Origin of the sequence: Metamycoplasma neophronis (assembly GCF_006491995.1) — a bacterium.
GTDB lineage: Bacteria > Bacillota_I > Bacilli_A > Mycoplasmatales > Metamycoplasmataceae > Metamycoplasma > Metamycoplasma neophronis.
This window is the reverse complement of the sequence record NZ_VHHP01000004.1, coordinates 69,683-92,582: the sequence shown is the minus strand read 5'-3', so window position 1 is coordinate 92,582 and position 22,900 is coordinate 69,683. Positions and strand designations below refer to the sequence as shown.

At 29.6% G+C, this 22,900-nt stretch carries 19 protein-coding genes, 1 tRNA gene and 2 rRNA genes; 5 read left to right on the top strand and 17 right to left on the bottom strand.

The window, feature by feature from the left end; all coding sequences use genetic code 4:
* Positions 1-248 precede the first annotated feature (248 nt).
* The 4 genes from FJR74_RS07880 to rpmG all read right to left on the bottom strand — a co-directional run bounded on the left by FJR74_RS07880 (position 249) and on the right by rpmG (position 1,833).
* Positions 249-665 (bottom strand): hypothetical protein, encoded by a 417-nt coding sequence (locus FJR74_RS07880; RefSeq protein ID WP_140914876.1) that lies wholly within the window; start codon positions 663-665, stop codon positions 249-251.
* Positions 666-778: 113 nt separating this feature from the next.
* The gene (gene nusG, locus FJR74_RS07875; protein ID WP_140914875.1) at positions 779-1,366 is read right to left on the bottom strand and encodes a transcription termination/antitermination protein NusG; all 588 of its coding nucleotides are present in this window, start codon (positions 1,364-1,366) and stop codon (positions 779-781) included.
* Between the two features lie 12 nt (positions 1,367-1,378).
* Positions 1,379-1,687: a preprotein translocase subunit SecE gene (gene secE, locus FJR74_RS07870; protein WP_306766871.1), complete on the bottom strand. Its 309-nt coding sequence runs from the start codon at positions 1,685-1,687 to the stop codon at positions 1,379-1,381.
* The gene (gene rpmG / locus FJR74_RS01985; protein ID WP_140914874.1) at positions 1,687-1,833 is read right to left on the bottom strand and encodes a 50S ribosomal protein L33; all 147 of its coding nucleotides are present in this window, start codon (positions 1,831-1,833) and stop codon (positions 1,687-1,689) included. Before rpmG ends, secE begins: the two co-directional genes overlap by 1 nt.
* 183 nt (positions 1,834-2,016) lie before the next feature.
* Here rpmG and FJR74_RS07865 point away from each other — a divergent pair, with 183 nt between their 5' ends.
* Both FJR74_RS07865 and thiI read left to right on the top strand, forming a co-directional pair.
* Positions 2,017-3,618 carry a hypothetical protein gene (locus FJR74_RS07865; protein WP_140914873.1) on the top strand — a complete coding sequence of 534 codons (1,602 nt, stop codon included), beginning with the start codon at positions 2,017-2,019 and terminating at the stop codon, positions 3,616-3,618.
* A 148-nt stretch (positions 3,619-3,766) separates the two neighbouring features.
* Positions 3,767-4,915: a tRNA uracil 4-sulfurtransferase ThiI gene (gene thiI, locus FJR74_RS01975; RefSeq protein WP_140914872.1), complete on the top strand. Its 1,149-nt coding sequence runs from the start codon at positions 3,767-3,769 to the stop codon at positions 4,913-4,915.
* A 110-nt stretch (positions 4,916-5,025) separates the two neighbouring features.
* Here the strand turns inward: thiI and rrf (FJR74_RS01970) are convergent.
* From rrf (FJR74_RS01970) to FJR74_RS01960, 3 genes are all read right to left on the bottom strand, one after another.
* Positions 5,026-5,130 (bottom strand): 5S ribosomal RNA (gene rrf / locus FJR74_RS01970).
* Between the two features lie 145 nt (positions 5,131-5,275).
* Positions 5,276-6,757, bottom strand: a complete 1,482-nt coding sequence (gene lysS, locus FJR74_RS01965; protein WP_140914871.1) for a lysine--tRNA ligase — start codon at positions 6,755-6,757, stop codon at positions 5,276-5,278.
* A 323-nt stretch (positions 6,758-7,080) separates the two neighbouring features.
* Entirely contained in the window at positions 7,081-7,536 is a 456-nt protein-coding gene (locus tag FJR74_RS01960) for a hypothetical protein (RefSeq protein ID WP_140914870.1), read from the bottom strand.
* 39 nt (positions 7,537-7,575) lie between these two features.
* Between FJR74_RS01960 and FJR74_RS01955 the strand changes: the two genes are divergently transcribed.
* Positions 7,576-7,650, top strand: a tRNA-Arg gene (locus tag FJR74_RS01955).
* Between the two features lie 95 nt (positions 7,651-7,745).
* Here FJR74_RS01955 and FJR74_RS01950 read toward each other — a convergent pair.
* The 7 genes from FJR74_RS01950 to FJR74_RS01920 all read right to left on the bottom strand — a co-directional run bounded on the left by FJR74_RS01950 (position 7,746) and on the right by FJR74_RS01920 (position 17,444).
* Positions 7,746-7,970, bottom strand: a complete 225-nt coding sequence (locus FJR74_RS01950; RefSeq protein WP_140914869.1) for a YneF family protein — start codon at positions 7,968-7,970, stop codon at positions 7,746-7,748.
* 2 nt (positions 7,971-7,972) lie between these two features.
* Positions 7,973-8,857, bottom strand: a complete 885-nt coding sequence (locus FJR74_RS07860; RefSeq protein WP_140914868.1) for an MSC_0882 family membrane protein — start codon at positions 8,855-8,857, stop codon at positions 7,973-7,975.
* Position 8,858: 1 nt separating this feature from the next.
* Entirely contained in the window at positions 8,859-10,661 is a 1,803-nt protein-coding gene (gene lepA / locus FJR74_RS01940; protein WP_140914867.1) for a translation elongation factor 4, read from the bottom strand.
* Between the two features lie 115 nt (positions 10,662-10,776).
* On the bottom strand, positions 10,777-12,402 hold the full coding sequence (locus tag FJR74_RS07855; RefSeq protein WP_140914866.1) for a YitT family protein: 1,626 nt from the start codon (positions 12,400-12,402) through the stop codon (positions 10,777-10,779).
* A gap of 105 nt (positions 12,403-12,507) precedes the next feature.
* Positions 12,508-14,373: an ABC transporter ATP-binding protein gene (locus FJR74_RS07850; protein WP_140914865.1), complete on the bottom strand. Its 1,866-nt coding sequence runs from the start codon at positions 14,371-14,373 to the stop codon at positions 12,508-12,510.
* Positions 14,366-16,192: an ABC transporter ATP-binding protein gene (locus FJR74_RS07845; protein ID WP_140914864.1), complete on the bottom strand. Its 1,827-nt coding sequence runs from the start codon at positions 16,190-16,192 to the stop codon at positions 14,366-14,368. Before FJR74_RS07845 ends, FJR74_RS07850 begins: the two co-directional genes overlap by 8 nt.
* A gap of 67 nt (positions 16,193-16,259) precedes the next feature.
* A complete protein-coding gene (locus FJR74_RS01920) occupies positions 16,260-17,444 on the bottom strand; it encodes an acetate/propionate family kinase (RefSeq protein ID WP_140914863.1) in 1,185 nt (394 codons plus the stop codon).
* A gap of 127 nt (positions 17,445-17,571) precedes the next feature.
* On the opposite strand from FJR74_RS01920, the gene FJR74_RS07840 reads away from it, so the two are divergent.
* On the top strand, positions 17,572-18,117 hold the full coding sequence (locus FJR74_RS07840; protein ID WP_140914862.1) for an NUDIX hydrolase: 546 nt from the start codon (positions 17,572-17,574) through the stop codon (positions 18,115-18,117).
* Between the two features lie 55 nt (positions 18,118-18,172).
* Here the strand turns inward: FJR74_RS07840 and whiA are convergent, their stop codons facing one another.
* Positions 18,173-19,000 carry a DNA-binding protein WhiA gene (whiA, locus tag FJR74_RS01910; protein ID WP_140914861.1) on the bottom strand — a complete coding sequence of 276 codons (828 nt, stop codon included), beginning with the start codon at positions 18,998-19,000 and terminating at the stop codon, positions 18,173-18,175.
* A 51-nt stretch (positions 19,001-19,051) separates the two neighbouring features.
* Positions 19,052-19,156: ribosomal RNA gene (rrf, locus tag FJR74_RS01905) — 5S ribosomal RNA — on the bottom strand.
* Positions 19,157-19,312: 156 nt separating this feature from the next.
* Here rrf (FJR74_RS01905) and gap point away from each other — a divergent pair.
* Positions 19,313-20,329, top strand: coding sequence for a type I glyceraldehyde-3-phosphate dehydrogenase (gene gap, locus FJR74_RS01900; protein ID WP_371688438.1), 1,017 nt, complete (start codon positions 19,313-19,315; stop codon positions 20,327-20,329).
* A gap of 47 nt (positions 20,330-20,376) precedes the next feature.
* Here gap and lon read toward each other — a convergent pair whose 3' ends face one another.
* Entirely contained in the window at positions 20,377-22,839 is a 2,463-nt protein-coding gene (lon, locus tag FJR74_RS07835; protein WP_140914859.1) for an endopeptidase La, read from the bottom strand.
* Positions 22,840-22,900 lie beyond the last annotated feature (61 nt).

Here is a 22,900-nt window from a genome sequence, read left to right as displayed (position 1 = left end):
AGCCAGCGTTCATCCTGAGCCAGGATCAAACTCTTAAATAAAGTTGATTTGGTGTATTTTTGTTATTTTGTAATTATTAAAAATTGACGTTATGGTATTCGTATCCAGTTTTCAAAGAACTATCTCAGCACCACTTGTTTTAAATGGTACATTAAGTATTATACACACTTTTTTGTTTCTGTTACAAAATAATTAAGAATTTTTGCAACTTAATTTTTTTGCAATTTTTTTAGTGGTTTTTTAATGACTTAATCGGTCAATATTTTACTATTTTTTGCATATTCTATTTCAAGAATTTGAAATTTTGTGTCATTTACCCGACTAACCTTAGTATTTATTAATCTATAGTATAAAAAATAAATGCTGCGGCTAGTTTTAGCGCTCATATAAGCAAAATAATGTAAGCTCTGATTTTTTACTAAAAATATATTTAATAATATGCCACCAATTGCTAAGATTGCCGCTATTACAAATAATGAAACGCCAGCAGCTAATGTGATTTTTTTATACAAAAGTCATAAAACCGCGGCAGCTAATGTACCTGCTAAAGCTAATATATAAAAAAGTAATTGAAATATATAAGCAATAATAAAAGTATTTCTTGCTTTGATAATAGCTTTTTTAGATTTTAATGGTTCATCGGTATTTAATAATTTAATTTTCATTTTGACCTCAAAAATATATGCGTATTCTTATTATATATATAAATATAAGGCGCCTTGTTCAAAATAATGATTTTATTGCAAATGAAAAAGCGGCCTAAGCCACTTTTTAAATATTATCCGCAAATTTCTAAATCTTCATATGAGAACTCAGTTGGAACGTTTCTTCCAAATTGTTCGATGTTAACAAAAGCTCTTTGTTCAATATCGTTATTTTTAATAATTTCTCCAGTTTGGCCTTTGAAAACTCCTGAAATAACTTTAACAATTGTGCCTTCTTTAAATGCAGTTTCGATATCACCGGCTTTGAATTTCTCGATTAGCATAGCTTCTTTTTGAACCATCTTTTGGAAATTCTTTTCACTAATTGGGGTTGGTTTTGCCCCTTTACCACTTGACCCGATTAATCCTGTTACGTATTGAGTGTTACGTACTAAATATCATGCATCATCAGTCATAACCATATTTAAGAAAATATAACCTTTGTAAATATTTACATATCTTACTGTGTATTCTTCACCCTTAGTTTTCTTTTCTAATTCTTTGTTTGATAAGTGGGGCATTTTAAAAATTCTAATTTCTTTAAAATATTCACTCATATTTTGTGTTGCGATTTTATTTTTTAAAGCTTCGATAACATTATCTTCTTTTCCAGAAACTGTTGAGATCATGTATCATTTAAAATCTTTATTTGATAATTCCATATATTCTCCTCGTTAAGCTTTGATTCCTACTGAATTTCATAATGAAGTAAATCCTAGTGTAATTAAGAAACAGAAAAGTCCCATTACGATCAAGAAAGCAATTGTGATTCAAAATCATTTTCACGCTTTTGAACTCTTTGGTCAAACAATTCTCTTAATTTCTTTTACTCAGTTACGCATAGTTGAAGATTTAGCCTTATTTTTATTATTTGCTTTTTCGGCTTTAGCTTGAGCTTTTTGCGCAGCTTTTTGGGCTTTTGCATCTTGCTTCATAGCTTTGATTTCTTCTTTTGATAAATTTTTATTTTCAGCGTCAGTCATTATTTTTCTTCTTTATGTAATGTTTGTACATTACAGTGCTTGCAGAACTTTTTAATTTCTAGTCTTGCCTCACTGCTTTTATTAACTGAGTAATTTTTTTGTAAGCACTCTTGACATGCTAAGGTAACTTTTTTTGTCTTTTTCATAATTACTAATTATATTAAATTTTGTTTATTTTTAAACTTATTAACAATTATTATTAATATTATTTAACTATAATATTACATATGAGGATTTGAACTTATTTACTAATTATTTTACTTGTCGTATTGCTAATTTGCTATATTTTGGGTATTTTATATTACTTTTCAAGATACCAAATTATAAAATTGAAAAGTCGACTAAAAGAATATCACGTCAAAATAAATAGTGCGCACAATAAAATCAAATTAGAAAACGAAAGGTTCAATGAATTTGCGAAAAAAAATCCTGAATTTCTTAAAATTGAAGATAAAATCGCAAAAAATTTAATTGAATTTGAAAGAAAAAAAGATTTGTTTTTGAAATACGAATCACAATTAAATTCATTAATTTCTAAGCATTTATCAGATCATTCATTATTCGAAATTAGATGTCTTAAAAAAATCAATAAAATCAAAAAAGAACTAAGAGAAAATAATCAAAAAATTTATGATTCATATAAAAAAATTATGGAATTAGAGAAAAGTTCATCCGCCTTAATTTCAAACGTTCTTAAAGAAGCTAATAATTGTTTAAATATTTATAAAAAAATCAACGAGTATAAAGATGTTAATATCACTAAAAATAATTTCATATATATTGAAAAACAATATAATCAATTTGATAAATTATTTCATGAAAAAATGCAATGGTTTAATGATGATTTGTATTTAAAAACATCAGAGGAAGAAACAAAAGAAAATCTTAAAAATCTAAAAAATACATTAAGTGATTATGTCTTTTTAATTAATGAAGCAAATGAATATTTTTCTTTGATTGATAACGAAATCATGGCACAAGTTATCAGCATAAAAAGATTAGAAGCAGAAAATAAAGAAATCTTGGCTAATGACTTTAAAAAAATTGAAGATATCCTGCCAGTGTCAATTATCGAAAAAAGCTTATTAGATATTAAAAATAAAATGAGCTATGTGGATGTTCGCGAATGAGATGACAAAATTAAAAAAGAAATTGCAGCAATATTAAATGATACTAATAAAAATATGAATTGATTAATTAATGAAATCAATGCTTATCATCTAATTAAAGAGAATTACAAATGTATTTGTGAAGTATACAATGATTTAAAAACTAAACATGAAAATATATTGGCACTCATCACCGAAATGAGTATGCAAAATAGTAAATTTATCATTGCTTATCAAGATTATTTAAAAGCATATGAAGTATTTGTAAAGCAAGGAAAAAATAAACTAGGATTTTATTCAAATATTGAACAATGTCAAAATAGCAGTTATTATGAGTACATCGATGAACTTAAACGTATTTTAGAGCAGTTAAATACGTTAAGTCAAAAACAAATCGAAATTATTTCTTTAGCCAATGACATTTCAGAAAATAAAAATTTAGATCAAAAATTAATTGAATCTAAAAGAATTTTTGAAATTATTTTGGCGCATATAAATGCTAATTACATCAAAATAAACGAAAATCAAGTTCAATTGATAAATGAAATTAGCCAAGCTTTATATGATGACAATCTCTTGCAATTTCATGAGGACAAAAAAACAGAAATCTTATTAAAATTAAATATTTTTATTTATGAAAGCACTTTGTTGCTGGAAGCCAACTCTTTAATTAAAGATTTAATTATCAAAATCAGTTCTTATGTATCACAAGATGAAAAGCTTTTGAAATTGTATAAAGAAATTTTGAATAACTTTAATGAAGGTAAGCTGCTTGAAGCAATTGAAATTGCAAATAATTATATTGACGAGTATTTAAACTAAGGCAAGGCAATTTGCCTTTTTTTATTGCTTAGTTTAAGTTGCTTTTTTATCTTTAGTTATCAATATTTATAAAAATATAATAAAATAAGTAAATTATATGCCCTTGATAATGAAATAATGTAGGCATAATAATTAAGGAGTATTACATATGTATCAAAAAATTTTAATTAGATATGGTGAGCTTACTTTAAAAGGCGAAAATAAAAAAGACTTTATTCAGCAACTTAAGAAAAATATTTTAATGTATATACCAAAAGAAGAAGTTAAGGCTGAATATGATCGCGCGTTTGTTAATTACAGCGAAAAAAATCTTGAAAATCTAAAATATGTTTTTGGGATTTCATCATATTCACCAGTATATGAAGTTTCATCTGATTTAGCGGCGATTGAAAACGTTGTTACAAATATTATTAAAGAAAAAGAATTCGGATCATTTGCCATCGACGCAAGAAGACACAATAAAAATTTCCACATGACATCAGCTGAATTAAATATGTATTTTGGTGGAGTAGTTTTAAAAAATACTGAAAACAAAACTGTTAATTTGAAAACTCCCGATTTAAGAATTTATATTGAAATAAGAGATAAAAATACTTATATTTTCACTGACTATATTTATGCGCTTGGTGGCATGCCAGTTCATAGTTCTGGAAAAACTCTTCACCTAATCAGCGGAGGAATCGATTCACCTGTTGCGGCGCACTTATTACAAAAAAGAGGACTTAAAGTTGTATTTTTAAACTTTATAACTCCACCCCACACTGATAAAGCTACAACTGATAAAATAGATCAAATTATTGATGTAATTACTAAATATCAAGGTGAAGCAACCTTATTTCAAGTCAACTATACCAAACTAATGAATTATATTGGTTTAGTAAGTAACCAAAAATACAAAATTACTTTAATGCGCAGAAGTTTTTATCGAATTGCAAATAAAATTGCACAAAAATACAATATCAAAGCTATTTCGAATGGTGAAAATTTAGCTCAAGTTGCATCGCAAACATTAGAATCAATTTATACAATTTCAGAAGTTTGTACAATTCCTGTTTTTCGTCCATTGCTTTCTTTCGATAAAAACGAAACAATTAAAATTGCAGAAAAAATTAACACAATGCCAATTTCAATTCAAAAAGCATGCGAAACTTGCGAATTGTTTGCGCCACGTAATCCTGTTACCAAACCAAGTCGTGAAGAAGCGCATCGTTTAGAAGAAGAACTAAATTTACTTGATTCATTAGAAGATGAAGCAATTGAAAATATGGAAATTAAACATTATTTAATTAATAATTAATAATACGGCTTCGGCTGTATTTTTTATATAAAAAAAATACGCCCCTGAAGGCATATCTATAAAGCGAAATTATTTTACATACCGTAATATAAAATGTCTTAAAATAAAAAAAAGAGCAACGACCTATTTTCCCTAATGGTATCGTCGGCACTGAAGGGCTTAACTGCTGAGTTCGGAATGGTATCAGGTGGAACCCCTTCGTTATGGTTGCTATGGTATTATTATACATACTTTTAAAAAGTTTTGATAAAAAAAATAAAATTTTTTTACTTATTTTTTAATTTAACTAAAACTTTAAAAAAAGTAGCTTATTTTTAGATAAAAAAACTCTGGCGATTTTGCCAGAGAATTTAAACATTATTATTGTTTGTTGATATCTTTAGCGTCTTTTAATTGTGGGAATAATAAAATATCTCTAATTGAATCATTTTCAGTTAATAACATAACTAAACGGTCGATTCCGATTCCACAACCACCAGCAGGAGGCATACCATATTCTAATGCATTTACGAAGTCTCAGTCGATTTCGTTAGCTTCTTCATTTCCCGCTTCTTTTTCAGCTAATTGAGCTTCAAAACGTTCTAGTTGATCAATTGGGTCAGTTAACTCGGTGAACATATTAGCGAATTCTTTTTTACCAATAAATAATTCAGCTCTTTGAGTAAATCTTTCATCATCTAATTCTTTGAATGCTAGTGGAGAAATTTCGATTGGGTGCCCGTAAACAAATGTAGGTTGAATTAAAGTTTCTTCAACATATTTTTCAAATAATTCATTTATTACGTGTCCTAATTTAAAGTATTTTTCTACTTTAATGCCGTGTTTTTTAGCCAATTCAATAGCTTGTTCGTCGCTTAATTGTCTTACATTAACACCAACTTTTTCAGAAACTGCATCTACCATATTCAATCTTGCAAATGGGTATTTGAATTCAATTTCCATGCCGTTAAATGTGACTTTTGAAATTCCTAATTTTTCAGTTAAATGTTTGAACACGCCTTCAGTTCTATCCATCATCCCTCAGATATCTGAGTATGCTTCATAAAACTCGATTGAAGTGAATTCGGGGTTATGGGTTGTGTCAACACCTTCATTTCTAAAAATACGTCCGATTTCATAAACTCTTTCAAATCCACCAACTAATAATTTCTTAAGTGGTAATTCAGTGGCAATTCTTAAATAGAAGTTTCTGTTTAATGCGTTATAGAAAGTAATAAATGGTTTTGCTGCTGCTCCACCTAAAATTGGGTGTAAAACAGGAGTATCAACATCTAAATAATCAAGGTTGTCAAAGTATTCGCGAACACCTTTAATAATTTTTGTTCTTAATTCAAATGTACGACGCGATTCTTCATTAACAATTAAGTCAACATATCTGTAACGTCTACGATCCTCAATATCAGCTAAACCATGGTATTTATCTGGTAAAGGTTTTAAAGCTTTAGTTAATAAAGTAATCGATTGAGCTTTAACCATTAAAGCGTTGGTGTGTGTTTTTGATAATAACCCGGTTGCTGAAACAATATCACCTAAGTCAAGTTGTTGTAAGGTCTCTTTTTCTTTGCCTTCGAATGATTTTTTATCAACATATACTTGAATGCTTCCGTATCTATCTTGTAAAACTAAGAACGGACCACGCTGTGCAATGACACGGCCATTAACTGTTTCAATTAAATTTTTTTCTTCTAGTTGTTCACGATTTAAATTTCCGTAATTTTCTTCAATAAAGCGAGAGTTTGTAGTTGGTTTGATTGTTGAATTATATGCTCTAATTCCGCTTTCTGCTAAAGTTGAAATTTTATTTCTTCTAACTTGTTCTTGTTCTGTAAATTTTCTTTCCATATTTATTCCTTTTATTATTGACGAATTGTTCAATAAAATTATATATTATTAAAATTTATTAATTATAATCAGGCTATAAAAAGCCGCAATAAAACCACAACATTGGGGATAACTATGATGTTTAATATCAATATAAACAAAATAGCAAGACACAAAAATGCCTAACCCCTAACTCTTCCGAGCGTGTTTAAATGAGTGCATCTTTTCACGCACTAATAGATTTTTTTTATTTTGAGAAACTATTTTTTTCATTTAAACTCCTTAAAACTTTTAAAATTATATAACTTTTATAAAATTAAGGGAGTTTTTAAAAATATTTTCATTTAAATTTGCTTATTTAAATTGTCAAAATTATTAAATTTAGTTATTGAAGATTCAATGTTGATATTTTCAATTTTTCTTTCTTGAGGTTGAAATTCATCAAAAAATTCTTTTTGTTTTTTTCTTAATTCTTTAAAAATAATAACATTACCAATTGATGATAAAACCGATAATCCTAGGAAAAAGGCTACTAATGATAATATTGCTACTTTTTTCTTTTTAAGATCAAGCCCAGCTAAAAAATAACGTAAATTCAAAATAAAAGAGGCAATTCCGGAAACTATAAGCATATATCCAGCTTTAATTAATATTGTTTTTGAATTAAAATTTAAAGTCACCAATACTATTCCAGTTATTATAAATACTGTAAAGAAAACATTATATAAAACGCTAGAAATAATAGTAATATATTTAGCCAGTCCTGAGTATTTTGGTTTTTTATTTATTTTTGTTGTCACATCTTTCTCCTTGGTGATGTAAAATAATTTATAAATAACGGTCATGTAGCTCAGTGGAAGAGCATAAGCCTCCTAAGCTTAGGGTCACAGGTTCAACTCCTGCCATGATCGCCATTTTTATTTTATAAAAAATAATTTACTATTTTAATTTTACAATAAGAACATTAAATCTAAGATTATCAAACAAATAAAAAAAATAGCCGCGGTGGCTATTTTGCATTTTTCATTGCACGCATTACTTGTTTGATTTGCGCTTCTGAAGCTTTACGTCCCATTTGTTGGAACATAACTCTAATCATTTTTTCGGTTACAGGTGGGTTTTCTTTCAATTGTTTTTTGAATTTCTTTTGGGTGATGAAAACACCTAAGAAAGCTCCAAGCGCACCGAACAAGATTGGTAATATAACTAATAATGCTATTGCTCAACCTTCCATAATTATTTTCCTTTCAATACTGTTTTTTTCAAAATTATATATAGAATAAATGGAAGCACTAATATTACTAAAATACTTAAGAAAAATATTTTTGCGCATTTGTGATGTGCTTTAGACCTTTTTTCAGCTAGTTCGCTATAGTTCATAACTTCATTGCCAAAAAATGATTGAATGTCCACCATTCTCTTTTTTCTAAAAATTGTGTTTATTATAAACAAAATAAGAACTAAACCCATTATACCACAAAGTACATAAACTACGATATTTGGGTTAGGAAATGAATTGTGAATTCACTTATTAAAATCTAATTTTCCTCACTTTTTATCTTGCAACCCTCAAAATGCTAAGGTAAATAAACCAACATAAAAAATAATTGCAACAACGATTCAGGTACGATAAACTTGTTTTAACATTAATTTACGATACAAAAGCGATATAAAGGGCGGCGTAGATGAAGATCCAGCTTTAATGCTTTCGCGATAAACCGCAATGTTCCTTTTAATACCAGTCAATTCAATTGATTCAAAAATAAAATTTGATAAAGTTAGAACCATCAAAAACACTGGAACAATATACCAACCTCAAGGGGTATGATAATTTTCTGTTTTATTAAATAGCCCTGGAGCAAAACCAAATATTAATGAAGTAATTAAAGCAATAAAGAAAATAATCGCATCAATAGAAAGCATTATTTTTTTAATGTTTATTTCTTGACGAAAAACTGAATAAATTCCATTTGGAATAATACCTTTAGGGTCAAATATTTTATTTTTAGCGCCAAAGGTTTTTGTTTCCATAGTTTGTTCATATACGTGACTTGAAAAAGTCGCAGTTGGTATGTTGAGTTGTTTTGTATCTTCACCAGTTAAAATTGGCTTAATTCCCATTTTACTTATCCTTTTTTGATGTATCGGTTTTTAAGATTGCTAAAAAGGCTTCTTGAGGAACTTCTACAGTTCCAATTTGTTTCATCCGTTTTTTACCAGCTTTTTGTTTGTTTAATAGTTTTTGACGTCTTGTTACGTCTCCACCATATAATTTTGCGGTAACATCTTTACGGTAAGCTTTAATAGTTTCTCTTGCTATTATTTTAGCACCGATTGCGGCTTGAACTGGAATTTCAAAGTTTTGTCTAGGTACAACTTCTTTTAATTTTTCGGTTAATTCACGACTTTTGTTATAAGCCGAATCGCGGTGAACGATCATTGATAATGCATCTATCTTTTCTCCATTTAATAAGATATCTACTTTTACTAAATCACTTTCACGTAATCCGATGTAGTCATAGTCAAATGATGCATAACCTTTCGAATAACTTTTCATTAGATCGAAGAAATCAAAAATGGTTTCGTTTAAAGGCAGTTCATAAATTAATCTTCTCCGTGTATCATCTAGATATTCAATGTCAACATATTTTCCGCGCTTAGATTGGCATAGTTCCATAATTGAGCCTAGATATTCTTCGGTTAACATAATGTTTGCCCGAATGTAAGGTTCTTCAATCATCTTAATTGTGCTACGGTCAGGAAACAGCGAAGGGTTAGTAATATATTGGACATCGCCGTTAGTTAATGTAATAACAAATTCAACCGATGGCGCTGTTGCGATAATATCTAAATTAAATTCACGTTCCAATCTTTCTTGCAACACATCCATGTGCAATAAACCAAGAAAGCCAATTCTAAAACCAAATCCTAATGCTTTAGAAGTTTCGGGTTCTCAAACAATTGAAGAATCAGATAAACTAATTTTTTCCAAAGCATCTTTTAAGTCATTGTAATCACGAGTATCAACTGGATAAAAACCAGTATAAACAACCGGTTTTAATTTTTTATAACCAGGTAATGGGAAGGCTACTGGATTATGGGGATTAGTAATAGTATCTCCAACCGCAACATCTTTCACATCACGAATTGATGCAGCGATTCAACCTACTTCACCGGCTGATAGTTTATCCTTTTTAATTTCATTAGGATTTTTAACACCTAATTCGGTAACGGTATAGCGTTTCTTAGTTTGCATGAAATAAATATCATCGCCAACCTTTACTTCACCATTGAAAATTCTTGTATAAATGACAACGCCACGATAATTATCAAAATAACTATCAAAAATTAAACCTTCAAGCGGTTTTGTTGTGTCTGCTTCTTTTGGGGCAGGAATTTTTTCAATGATAGCATCAATTACCTGATCAATGTTTAAACCAGTTTTCGCTGATATCAAAATTGCATCAGAAGCGTCGATGCCAATGATGTCTTCAATTTCTTTTTTAACACGATCTGGGTCAGCACTTAGTAAATCGACTTTATTGATAATTGGAACTATTTCTAAATTATTTTCAATAGCTAAATAAACATTGGCCAATGTTTGAGCTTGAATTCCTTGTGTAGCGTCAACTAATAACAAGGCTCCTTCACATGCGGCCAAACTACGTGAAACTTCATAAGTAAAGTCAACATGTCCGGGCGTATCAATTAAATGAAATACATAATCTTTATATTTGATTTGAATAGCATTTAATTTAATTGTGATTCCACGTTCTTGTTCCAAGTCCATTGAGTCTAAAATTTGCGGTTTAGCTTCACGGGCAGTGATCGTATTAGTGAATTCCAAAATACGATCTGCTAATGTACTTTTACCATGATCAATGTGTGCAATAATTGCAAAATTTCTAATTTTATCGTTTGTCATAATTCTTAAAAATTATATTTTAAACTTTGCATTTTTGGTAAAAAATGAGAAAGTACTTGTTTTCAATTAAAAAACAACACAAGAGTTCAGAAACTCTTATGTTGAATTAAATCTATTAATCTATTCTTGAAGTATCAAATTTTCCAACGACGTTTTTAACCTGTAAAACAGTAATTCACGCATTCGGATCAACACTCAATACTTCTTTTTTAATTTGATTAAATTCTAAAAATAGCGTATAAGTTTCAATCTTAATCGTTGTCGTGTTAGTGAATCCGCCGGTCACTGTTTCAATGTTGAAACCATGTCAATAATTGATTTCTTTAAATCTACTAATAATTTTGTCTGGTTCTTTAGTGTGAATTTCAATTTTGATTTTTTTGTATTTAGGATAAATCAATTCAATAAAAGCCGTGTATAAGAATATGTATCCGATTGAAGATAAAATTCTCAAAATGAGAGCTCCGACATTAAGCGGTTTTCCTTGTGCTAATCCAATTCCTTCTAAAACCGCAATAACTAAGATCGATACACCACAGAAGAAAAATGATACATATGTTGATGTTTTACCAACACTTTTTTGTTTCATTCTTGAAATGTAATAAACAATAACGTCCGAACCGGCAGCACTTGCGCTATTTTTTCAAGCCAATCCTGAAGCACATCCTGCCATAACACCAGCGATTACTGTGTAAACAATAATTGGTCAAGTTGGGTTCGAAAATCCTTGGCCATAGTTAGCATATATTTTTTCCATATCTAACTTCATTAGATTTGCCAAATTCATTGAATGATTATTTTTGTCATAAAGAATTTTTTGGAAATAATTTAATTTAGCAACATCAGCTGCTGTGTAGTTTTCTAAATATTCTTTGGCTGGTAATTCTCAAGAAGCCGGGTTAGAAATATTTCAATCAAAATTTAAATAATTTATGAACTCGCTTTTATTGAATAAGCCGGTTAAATATGAAGCCTTTAGAAAATCTGACATTGAAATAATTATTGGTGTCGTGATATTGTTATTTTTAATTAAGTTATTAAATGAATCGCTGGCCGTGATCATATCAATATTATTTTTAAATGTAGCGCTTAAATTAGCTCCGTTAGCATCAATATAAGGTTTTAGCGTTTGAGCGGCGGCTTTAACAACATCATAGTTAGCCTGAGAAACGGAAATTGAGGTCGCATTTAGTAATGCTGGTCCGTATTGTCCATAAGCGTCTCATGGAACTAAAGAACTATATTTTGCATTACTTGATCAGTTGATGTAATAAATTGAAATTTGGTGTATTGCGGCTTTTGCTTCAGGTATTAAAAAAAATGACTGTAAAATGACTTGAAAAATCATTCAATATGTCGTCAATATCATAAACAAGCGCGAATTCTTTTTTCAAAATCCGATTATCAAGGGCAAGTTAATCAATAAATATAAATAAGCAAAATAAGGTGATAATAATAAAACTGGGTATGTAATAGCTTGAACTACAGCTGATAAACCGGTTGCGATTGTAGCTGCTTTAGTTAAAAAAACAACCACAGCAACGTTATATAAAATAGCTGAAATTAAAACCATTACACACTTTTTAGGGAATTTAATAAATACATTAAAAAAGTTAACTTTATAAGGATTAATGTCAACTTTATTCGAATCATCTTTTTTGGGTTTTTTGTTGTGTTTTTTGACATCGATACGAGTCTTACTTAAAACGTTTTTTTCACTATATTTTGGGTGTGATACCATATATACATTTCTTTCTACTTTTTTATTTTGCAATATGGAATTTTACTACTAAATTAAACCTTTGTAAATCATTTAAATAAAAATGCAGGAATGACCTGCATTATGCTATGCATCTTCATAAAATGAAGAATGATATAATTTTTCATAGAAACCGCCTTGTGCAAGCAGTTCTTTATGATTTCCTCTTTCAATAATTTCACCGTCTTTGATAACCAATATTTGATCAGCGTTAACGATAGTTGAAAGTCTGTGGGCAATAACGAATGAAGTTTTACCTTTCATTAAATTCATCATTGCATCTTGAATTTTCTTTTCAGTCATGGTGTCAACATTTGAAGTAGCTTCATCTAATATTAAAATATTCTTATTAGCAATAATAGCTCTAGTGATTGCTAATAATTGTCTTTCACCTTGTGAAAAGTTGCTTCCGCCTTCCTCGACAACAGTGTTATATCCGTCCCGTAATTGCTCAATGAAGTCTGCGGCATTACTAATTTTAGCAGCTTTCATAATTTCTTCTTCGGTTGCTTCAGAGTTTGCATATTTTAAGTTTTCCATAATTGTGGTTTTGAATAAAAATGTATCTTGAAGCACAATTGACATTTGATTTCTTCAACTGTGTTCGTTAATCTCTGATGATTTGTGTCCATCAATCAGTATTTCGCCTGAATTTGGTAAATAGAATTTACTTAATAAATTAATAATAGTTGTTTTACCGGCACCAGTTGGTCCAACGATAGCGAATACTTCACCTTTTTTAGCCTTAAAGCTTGCATTTTTTAATTGAAGTTTGTCACTATTTTTATCATATGAGAAAGAAACATCTTTAAATTCAACATTACCTTTTACATTATCAATTTGTCCTAATATCTCTTCATTGATTTCAGGTTTTAAATTAATAACAGCAAAAGCCCTTGAAGCTGAAACAGAAGCAGTTTGAATTGCGGCTAAGTTTTCAAATGTTCTAACGATTTGGTTAGACATTATTCTAATATACATAATAAATGAAGCAATTACCCCAGCATCAAATACTGAATTTGAACCCGTACCGATTCCTGCTAGCGCAAAACCTGATGCAATTGCCAATACAATTAATTGCAAAATGTTGGTAACAGCATTGGCATATGGTCAAATAACTCCTGAGTAAATACTTGCCTTATATGTTGATTTGAATAATTTTTTGTTTCTGATTTCGAATTGGTCATTGATCATATTATTTCTATCATATGATTTGATAATATGATGGGCTGCCAAATGCTCTTCGATGTATCCGTTCAATGTGGCAATTCTTTTTTGTGTTTTAGCATATTGTGGGATTGCTTTTTTCATCATAATGAAAGCAAAACCGAAGAAAATAGGTAATAAAGCAATAACTATTAATGTTAGATATACTGAGTAATATAACATGAATCCAAGTGATGTTAAAACGGTAAATATTGTTGATATTATGGCGTTTAATGAACCACTTAAACCATTTGAGATGTTGTCAATGTCATTAGTTAAAATAGACATTAACTCACCGCTATTAACGCTATCGAAAAATGAAATTGGCATTTTCATAATTGCTTTATAAGCGTCATTTCTCATTACCGCAGCGGTCAGCACTCCAGCTCTTACAGATAAATCATTTGATAAATATGAGAATATTTGCACAAGCACGTAAGTTGCAATAAGCCCTGCGATTGCTCCGGCGAATATACCAGCATCATAATTTTGAGTTAGAAAACTTGGCACAAAATAATGGTTCATAATATAACCCATTAAATAAACACCAAATGCTCCTAACATGGCCGAGATGAATGTGGTTAAAATGATTGCAAAAACAATACCACGACGATAATTTAAATACTTAATTAGTTTTTTGAAACTATCACTTTTAATGGCCTTTTGTTTTTTGAAAAATGCTTTACGTTCTAATGCATTCATTTCTTTAACTTTTTTATCAGATTTTAGAGGGTCAAGATTATACATTGTCACCTCCTAATTGCAAGGTAGCAATTTCACGATAGAAATCGTTTGTTTTCATTAATTCTTCATGAGTTCCACGACCAATAATTTTACCTTTTTCCATAACTAAAATTTGGTCAGCATCAATGATTGAAGAGATTTTTTGAGCAATAATAACTGTTGTTATTTTGTCTTTCGCAAACTCTTGACGAATATTAGATCTTACTTGAGCTTCAGTTTTAGCATCTAATGCCGAAGTTGAGTCATCTAAAATTAAAATCTTAGGACGTCTAATAATTCCTTGAGCAATTGAAAGTCTTTGTTTTTGACCACCAGACAAGTTTGCCCCTTTTTGTTCTACATGGTGTTCAAATTTTTCTTTAAATCTGTTTATATATTCATATGCACAAGCATTTTTTGTTGCTTGAATTATTTCTTCTTCACTTGCATCTGGTTTAGCAAATAATAAATTAGTTTTTATTGTTCCGCTAAGTAGTGCAGGTTTTTGATATACGTGTGAAATATTTTGTCTTAATGATGTGGTATCAATTTCGCGAATGTCATTATTATCAATTTTGATTAATCCATATTGGCTTTTGAAATCTAAATTAATTAATTTGGCAATCGTACTTTTTCCAGAACCGGTTGGTCCAATTATTCCCAAAATTTCGCCTGGATTTATTGTAAACGAAATGTCTTCTAAAACATTCTTTTCTGAATTTTCATAATATCTGAAAGTAACATTTTCAAAACTTATTTTTCCTTCAGTAACTTTTTTATCTGATACAACATATTTGATATCAGGTTGTTTATCTAAGATTTCTAAAATTCTTTTCGAAGATACGTTTGCTCTAAAAATATTGAATATAACAAATGATGACATAACCACACCGACAGTTATATATGTAACATAGTTAATAAATGTTGTTGCGTTTGTAATTGTGTTTTTAAATTGTTCAGGATCTTTAATACCAACTGAATTGATTCCTACAACATATAAAATTAATGCGACCGCCAAATTGGCAAATAACCCAATAGAGTTGAATGTTGCGTTGTATGATAATCATGATTTTCTAGAAACTTTTCTTCAATTTAAATTAACGTTTTCAAATTTTTCAGCTTCTAGCATTTCAAGATTATAAGATTTAATAACTTTTGCTCCCAAAATATTTTCTTGGCTTTCATTGTTAATAGAATCATATAGTTTTTGTTCTTTTTTGAATAAAGGTGCAATCACGAATCCTGATGTAATAATTGTAATTGCAAGCACGGGAATTAATACACCTAAAACGATTGATAATTTTAAGTCTGTTAATAATGAAAAAACAATACCAAATACTAAATTTAATGGGCCAATGATCATGGTTCTTAATAATGACATTAAACCAACTTGAATTCTGTTAATGTCAATGGTGAATCTAGTTAAGATTTTTGCATGTGAAAATGCTTCAATATCTTTTTCTGAAAGTTCACCTAGGTGTTTTCATAAATATGAACGAATTTGGCGTGCACCTGCTGTATTAACATATGATGCCAATAATGATGAAAGCACACTTGATATTGTTCCGATAATTAGGAATATTGTGAAAAATATACCCATTCATTTTAATGCTTCGCCAACACTTGGATAACTAAAGTGAACTCTTAGAATTTGTCCAGTGCTTTCGAAAACATCCGGAATATTATGCGCTTTTAAATAGGTTTGTTGCGCAATTAAACCGTTCATTTGACCGATGAAAATCGGGACTACCAAAAAAGCTCCAACTTGAATCAAGGTTAAAATTACCGCTAGTCAAGATAAAGTTTTAAATTTGGCGCCTAAATATTTATATAGTCTAAACACTTATATACCTCCTTTATAATAACTATATTGTAATTTTACACCAATAAAAAAAAGAAGCAATTAATTGCTAGTTAAAAAACTTGCTTGCTTCTTTTGCTATATACATTTCTTCTTCAGCACGAATTACGTATACTGGGATTTCGCTTTCTTTAGTTGAAATTAATTTGTAATCTTTGAAGTCACGATTTTTATTTGCAGCTTCATCAATTGTTAAGTTAACTAATCTTACTTTCTTAATAACTTGTTCACGAACATATTCATCGTTTTCACCAATACCGGCTGTAAATACAATGGCGTCAATTTTTCCTTGAATTCTGTTTAAGTAAGTAATTAAATAATCAACAATTCTTTGAATATATAAATCTAAAGCGAATTGTGCTTGTGGATTTTCTAATCTTGCTTTTCCAATGTCTCTTAAGTCTGATGAGAATTGACTAACTCCCAACATACCTGATTGCTCGTTTAACATTTTCATAACATCTGAAATGCTCATGTTTTTGTGTTTCATTATATAAGGAATAATTGAAGGGTCAACATCACCCGATCTTGTTCCCATCATCACTCCGGCTAGTGGTGTGAATCCCATTGAAGTATCAACTGATTGACTGTTTTCAATAGCACATAAACTTGCACCATTACCAATGTGTAAGCTAACTACATTAACACCTTTTTTGCCTAAAATTTCTTCTGATTTTAATGCAATATAGTGGTGGTTTAATCCGTGGAAACCATATTTACGAATGTTTAATTCTTCGGTTACGCTGTAGTTAATTGGGTATGTGTAAGCTAATTTTGGTAATGTTCTGTGGAATGCAGTGTCAAAGTGCATTGTCATTTTTGCATTTGGTAATAAAGTTCTAAATGCTTTAATAGCTTCAATAGCACCTGGGTTGTGAACTGGCGCTAGATCAATTGATTCTTCTAAATGTTTAATACTTTCTTCTGTTACTTCACTAGTTTTTTGTAGATGTGGACCGCCATTAACGATTCTGAATGCAACTTGTCCAATTTCGTCAAAATCTTTAATAATTCCATTTTCTTCTCACATTGCTACTAATTTTTTAACAGTTTCTAAAAAACTTGGTAATTCTGTAATGGTATCAGATTTCTTTCCGTTGTAATCTAATGAAAGAATACCCTCAGCCATTTTAATTCTTTGTGCAACACCTTTTGCTTCAACTTCTAATTTATCTGAAAATAGATTTCATTTAATTGAACTTGAACCGGCGTTAATAACTAAAATTTTAGCCATATTAAATGCCTCCTCTAAGTAATTTAAAAGAATTATAATAAAAAATGTTTTTAAATAAGAAAAATCAATCAATAATTTAATAAATTATTCACTAAACAAATACTTAATTTGAACTATAATTAAACACATGAAAAAACAAGCCAATTTAGACAAATTACTTTTTAGTTCATCAAGAATAAACGTTTATGAAACTGAACAAGGTATAATTTATGCCCAAAGAAGAAATAAGGATAGCATAGCCGCTTTATGCTATCGAAAAAATGCAGATGGTAGCAAAGATTATTTAATCCGCTTTCAACCTCTAATTCAACTAGAAGAAAATCAAGCTTGAAATAAGTTATTCCCTTGCCCAATAACCGGTTCTTTTGAAGAAAATGAAACTCCGCTTAATGTTGCTCTGCGCGAAGTTTTTGAAGAAGCAGGATATAAAATTACTGAGAAGAATTTGGTTAATACTTTTAAATTTTTTGCAACAACTCAAATGAATGAAACAGTTTATGGGTTTATTTTTGATATCACAAATATGAATAATACTGAACCAGAAACTGACGGAAGCTTGATGGAAAAAATCTCTAAAAACGTTTGAATGAGCTTACAAGAAGTTAAAAAAATTTGCGAAAATAATAACAACTTAGCTTCGTTGCCATTATTGTTTTATTTAGATAATAAATAGTCACTTTAACGTGACTTTTTTTATATAAAAATACAGGCACTTTGGCCTGTATTAATTATTTTTTGTATTTTGATACTATCTTTTTTAATTTAATTAGTGAATGATTCAACGAAGATCTTGACTTGGCAATGTTTTTTGACTTTAAAATGCTTGAAAGCTCAGATAAACTAGAGTCAATGTTTTCTATTTTAAGGTCAAAAAAGTAAAGTTCATCCGGATTAAATAGATGTTCTAAATTATTAGTCTTAATGAATTCGAGATTTTGCATAAATGTCATGTTGGCATCGGCAATTCTTTGTTGATTATAAAAATCAAAGTTAGTAATGCGATTAATATTGTTATAATAATCTCTTTCAATTTTAGAATCTTCGAATTCATAATACGAATCAATTGCTTCAATTGCTTTTAAAAAATCGCATATATTCTCAATTTTTTTACAGTATAAAAAGTAACGTCCATTACGATTTAGCAATTTAAAAGATAAATTATGATTAATTAAAATTTCTAAATTGTCTCGTGCCGCTTTTTCATTATAAAATTTCAATTCTAAGTGATTTGATGTTGTGCTAAGATCGCTTATTGACCCGCTGGCTAAAAAAATGCCTGAGAAAAAATCACGTTCTTTTTTTAAATTATTATTATGAAAAGTTTTTAGGTCGATAGCAAAACTATTTTTACGAGGGTTTGTATAAGTTACGTTTAGAGAACGCAATAAATTAGTAATATATGAAAAAACTAATTCATTATTGATAATAAAAGTCGCAACTTCATCATTAAAATTAGATGTTGCAATTATTCCACTTAATAAATTCTTTTTGTCACTATTTTTTAAATTATGGTGAATAATTTCTTGCTTAATTTTTCAAGCAAAAGAATCTAACATTTTTACCCTCCTTCTATGTAATATAAAATTATAACCTAAAAAAATAATAAAAAAAAGCAACGACCTATTTTCCCTACTGGTATCGTCGGCACTGAAGGGCTTAACTGCTGAGTTCGGAATGGTATCAGGTGGAACCCCTTCGTTATGGTTGCTATGGTATTATTATACATACTTTTAAAATGTTTTCACAAAAAAAATAAAAATTTTTAAAAGTTATATTTTTATTACTTAATTTATTACTTTTTGCGCAAAGAAAATGGATTAATAAACGGAAAAATGGATTATAATTTATTAGTATAATAAATTTTTATAATTACGGAGGATAATATGAAAACTAAAATAGCTATTAACGGTTTTGGAAGAATAGGCCGTTTAATTTTTAGAAATATTTACAATGACCCTGAATTAGAAGTTGTTGCAATTAATGATTTAACCGACGCTCCTACATTGGCTCATTTATTAAAATATGACACAGCACATGGAAAAATGGATGCAGAAATTGAAGCAACCGACAATGCAATTATTCTTAATGGTGTTACATATCCAGTTTTCTCAGAAAAAGACCCTTCAAACTTACCATGAGCTAAATTGGGCGTAGATATCGTTGTTGAAGCAACCGGAAGATTCTTAACAGTTGAAGATAATCAAGCTCACTTAAATGCGGGTGCTAAAAGAGTTTTAATCACTGCCCCAGCTAAATCAGATAATGTTAAAACTATCGTTTACTCAGTTAACGAAAACACTTTAAATAAAGATGACGTTATCGTTTCAGGTGCTTCATGTACAACAAACAGTTTAGCTCCAGTTGTTAATGTTTTAGAAAAAGAATTTGGAATCAAAGTTGGTTTCATGACTACAGTTCACTCATACACCGCAGATCAAAGATTGCAAGACGCTCCTCACAAAGATTTAAGAAGAGCTCGTGCTGCTGCTGAAAACATTATTCCTACTTCTACAGGTGCTGCTAAATCTATCGGTAAAGTTATTCCTGAATTAAAAGGTAAATTAGATGGTATTGCATTACGTGTACCTACAATCACAGGTTCATTTGTTGACCTAACAGTTGAATTAAATAAAGATGCAACCGTTGAAGAAGTAAATGCCGCAATGGAAAAAGCAACCTCTGATTCATTCGAATTTTCTAAAGCTCCATTAGTTTCAAGCGACGTTATCGGTTCTAAAGCTGGATCAATTTTCGATTCACAATTAACAAAAATTATCGAACAAGACGGTAAAAAATTATACAAAGTTTATGCATGATACGACAATGAATCATCATTCGTAAACCAATATGTAAGAACCTTGAAATACTTAGCTAAAATTAAATAGTATAGTTTAAAAAAAAAATACCGCGGCGGTGCCGCGGTTTTCTTTTTTTATTTAAAAATTTCATCAAAAATTTCTGTGTAATATTTAACAGGAACAAATTGAACTTCTTTTTTAACTTCAGCTGGAACATCAACTAAATTCTTTTGATTGTCATATGGGAAGAAAATTTTCTTAATTCCAAATTGTGTTGCAGCTAATGATTTTTCTTTTAGCCCACCAATTGGTAATACTTTACCTCTTAATGTTATTTCACCAGTCATACCAATGTTAGCTGGCACTGGTTTTTTAGTTAGGGCACTAATTATAGAAGTAGTGAATGTAACTCCGGCACTAGGCCCATCTTTAGGAATTGCTCCTGCTGGAACGTGGATATGAATTGAATTATTATCAAAATCAAAGTTAATTCCAAATTTTTCAGCATTTGCTCTAACATAAGCTAAGGCGATTTGTGCTGATTCTTTCATAACATCTTTTAATTGACCAGTTAGTTTTAAACCTTCTTTTCCTGGGAAAGTTGTTACTTCAATTGCTAATGTTGAACCACCGAAGCTTGTATAAGCCAAACCATTGACAACACCAATTTGTGCTTTGTTTTCATTTTCATCATCTTCAAATTTTACTGGTCCTAAGAAATCGACAACTGCTTCTTTATCAACAAAAAATTCATCAGTAATTTTTCCGTCTAAAATTCTTACAACAATTTTTCTTGCAATACTGTCTAAAATTCTCTTTAATTCACGCACACCGCTTTCACGAGTGTAATTTCTCACAATAAAATCTAAAACATCATCTGATAATTGCATTTGTTTTTCAGTTAACGCATTTTGTGAATATACTTTTGGCAATAGGTGTGTCTTAGCGATTTCGATTTTTTCTCTAACTGTGTATGTTGATAATTCAAGTAATTCAACACGATCAATTAAAGCGGCTGGAATTGAGTCATAGTAGTTAGCTGTTGCAATGAATAAAACTTTCGACAAGTCGTATTCTAAATCTAAGTAGTGATCTTGGAAGTTTGCATTTTGTTCTGGGTCTAAGACTTCTAACATAGCTGATGTAGGGTCGCCTCTGAAATCTGATGACATTTTATCAATTTCATCTAATAAAATAACAGGGTTAGAAACACCAGCTTTTTTAATTGCTGAAATGATTTTTCCAGGCATTGCTCCGACGTATGTTCTTCTGTGACCCCTAATTTCAGATTCGTCTTTTACCCCTCCTAATGAAACTTTGATAAATCTACGTTTTAAGGCTTCAGCAATAGATTTTGCCAATGTAGTTTTACCTGTTCCTGGAGGACCAATTAAAGTTAAAATAGGAATATTGTTTACAGGATTATTAGTAGTTTGGCCTGTTTTATGAACGAATAGTTTTGTATCAATAAAGTTTTCAGAATCGTTTTTAATTGGAATATATTCTTCTTCTGAATCCTTCGCTTTAGTGTGAGTTAATACTGAAATAAATTCAAGAATTCTTTCTTTTGGTTTTTCAAGCCCGTGGTGGTGTTTATCAAGCACTTCACGAACGTAGTTAATATCGATTAATTCTTTGCTAACTTTTCTTCAAGGTAATGCCAAGATTAAATCGATATAGTTTTTAGAAATGTTTGCCTCTGGGCTTGATGGCATCATTGAAGCAACTTTGGCTTGTTCGTATTTTAAAGCCTCTAAAACATAATCTGGGAATTGTTTTCTTAATTCTTCATTTGTTTCAAGTTCTTCAGCTAATTTTCCACCTTCGTCATCTTTTAACATCTTACGTATTTGACGCATTTTTTCACGTAAGAAGAAGTCTCTTTGTTGTTCTTCCATATCGCCACGTAAGCTGTTGTTAATTTCATTTTCGATTGAAATTAATTGAAGTTTGTTTTCAAGTTTTTTAAGAAGACTTAAGTATGCTCCTGTTAATTCATAAGAGTTTAAAACTTCGATTAATTCTCCATTTGAAAAGTCATTTTTATATATATCAAATAATTTTCATAATTCTTTTTCAAAGTCAAGTAGCTCAGCTAGGTTTTCGTTTTTTGATAAGTATTCAAGTGCTTTTTTATGACTAGCTTCTGGTTGAGATTCAAAATTAAAAGTGCCAGTTGCTAATGATTTAATAACTTTGAAAATGTTTTCACGGTATTTTTTAGCATCCTTTAAGCTTAAATTACTGTGGGTTTCTGTGTTTAAATCAACTTCAACAAATACAAAATCACCGTCTTCACTTACAATATTTTTGATTTGAACTGATTTAGTTGTATTGAATTCTAAGAAGTAAACTCCACCATTTTGTTCTACTTTTGAAACTGTTGATAAAACTCCAACTTTTTCGATTTGATCAAGTGAATTAATTTCGGCATCTCGCGGAACATCAGATTTTATAAAAGCTAAAATTAGATTTCCTTCGAAATCGGCTTGACTAATTTCTAGAGCTTTAACTGAGTTTGGTTTACCTACTTTAATTTTTTCTTTAGATCAAGGTAGTGTTATTTGATTTCTGATTGCTATAAATGGAATTTTCATAGTTTTCCTTTCGTATTATTTATGATATAAATAATTTTTATATTGTAGATTGTAGCATTTA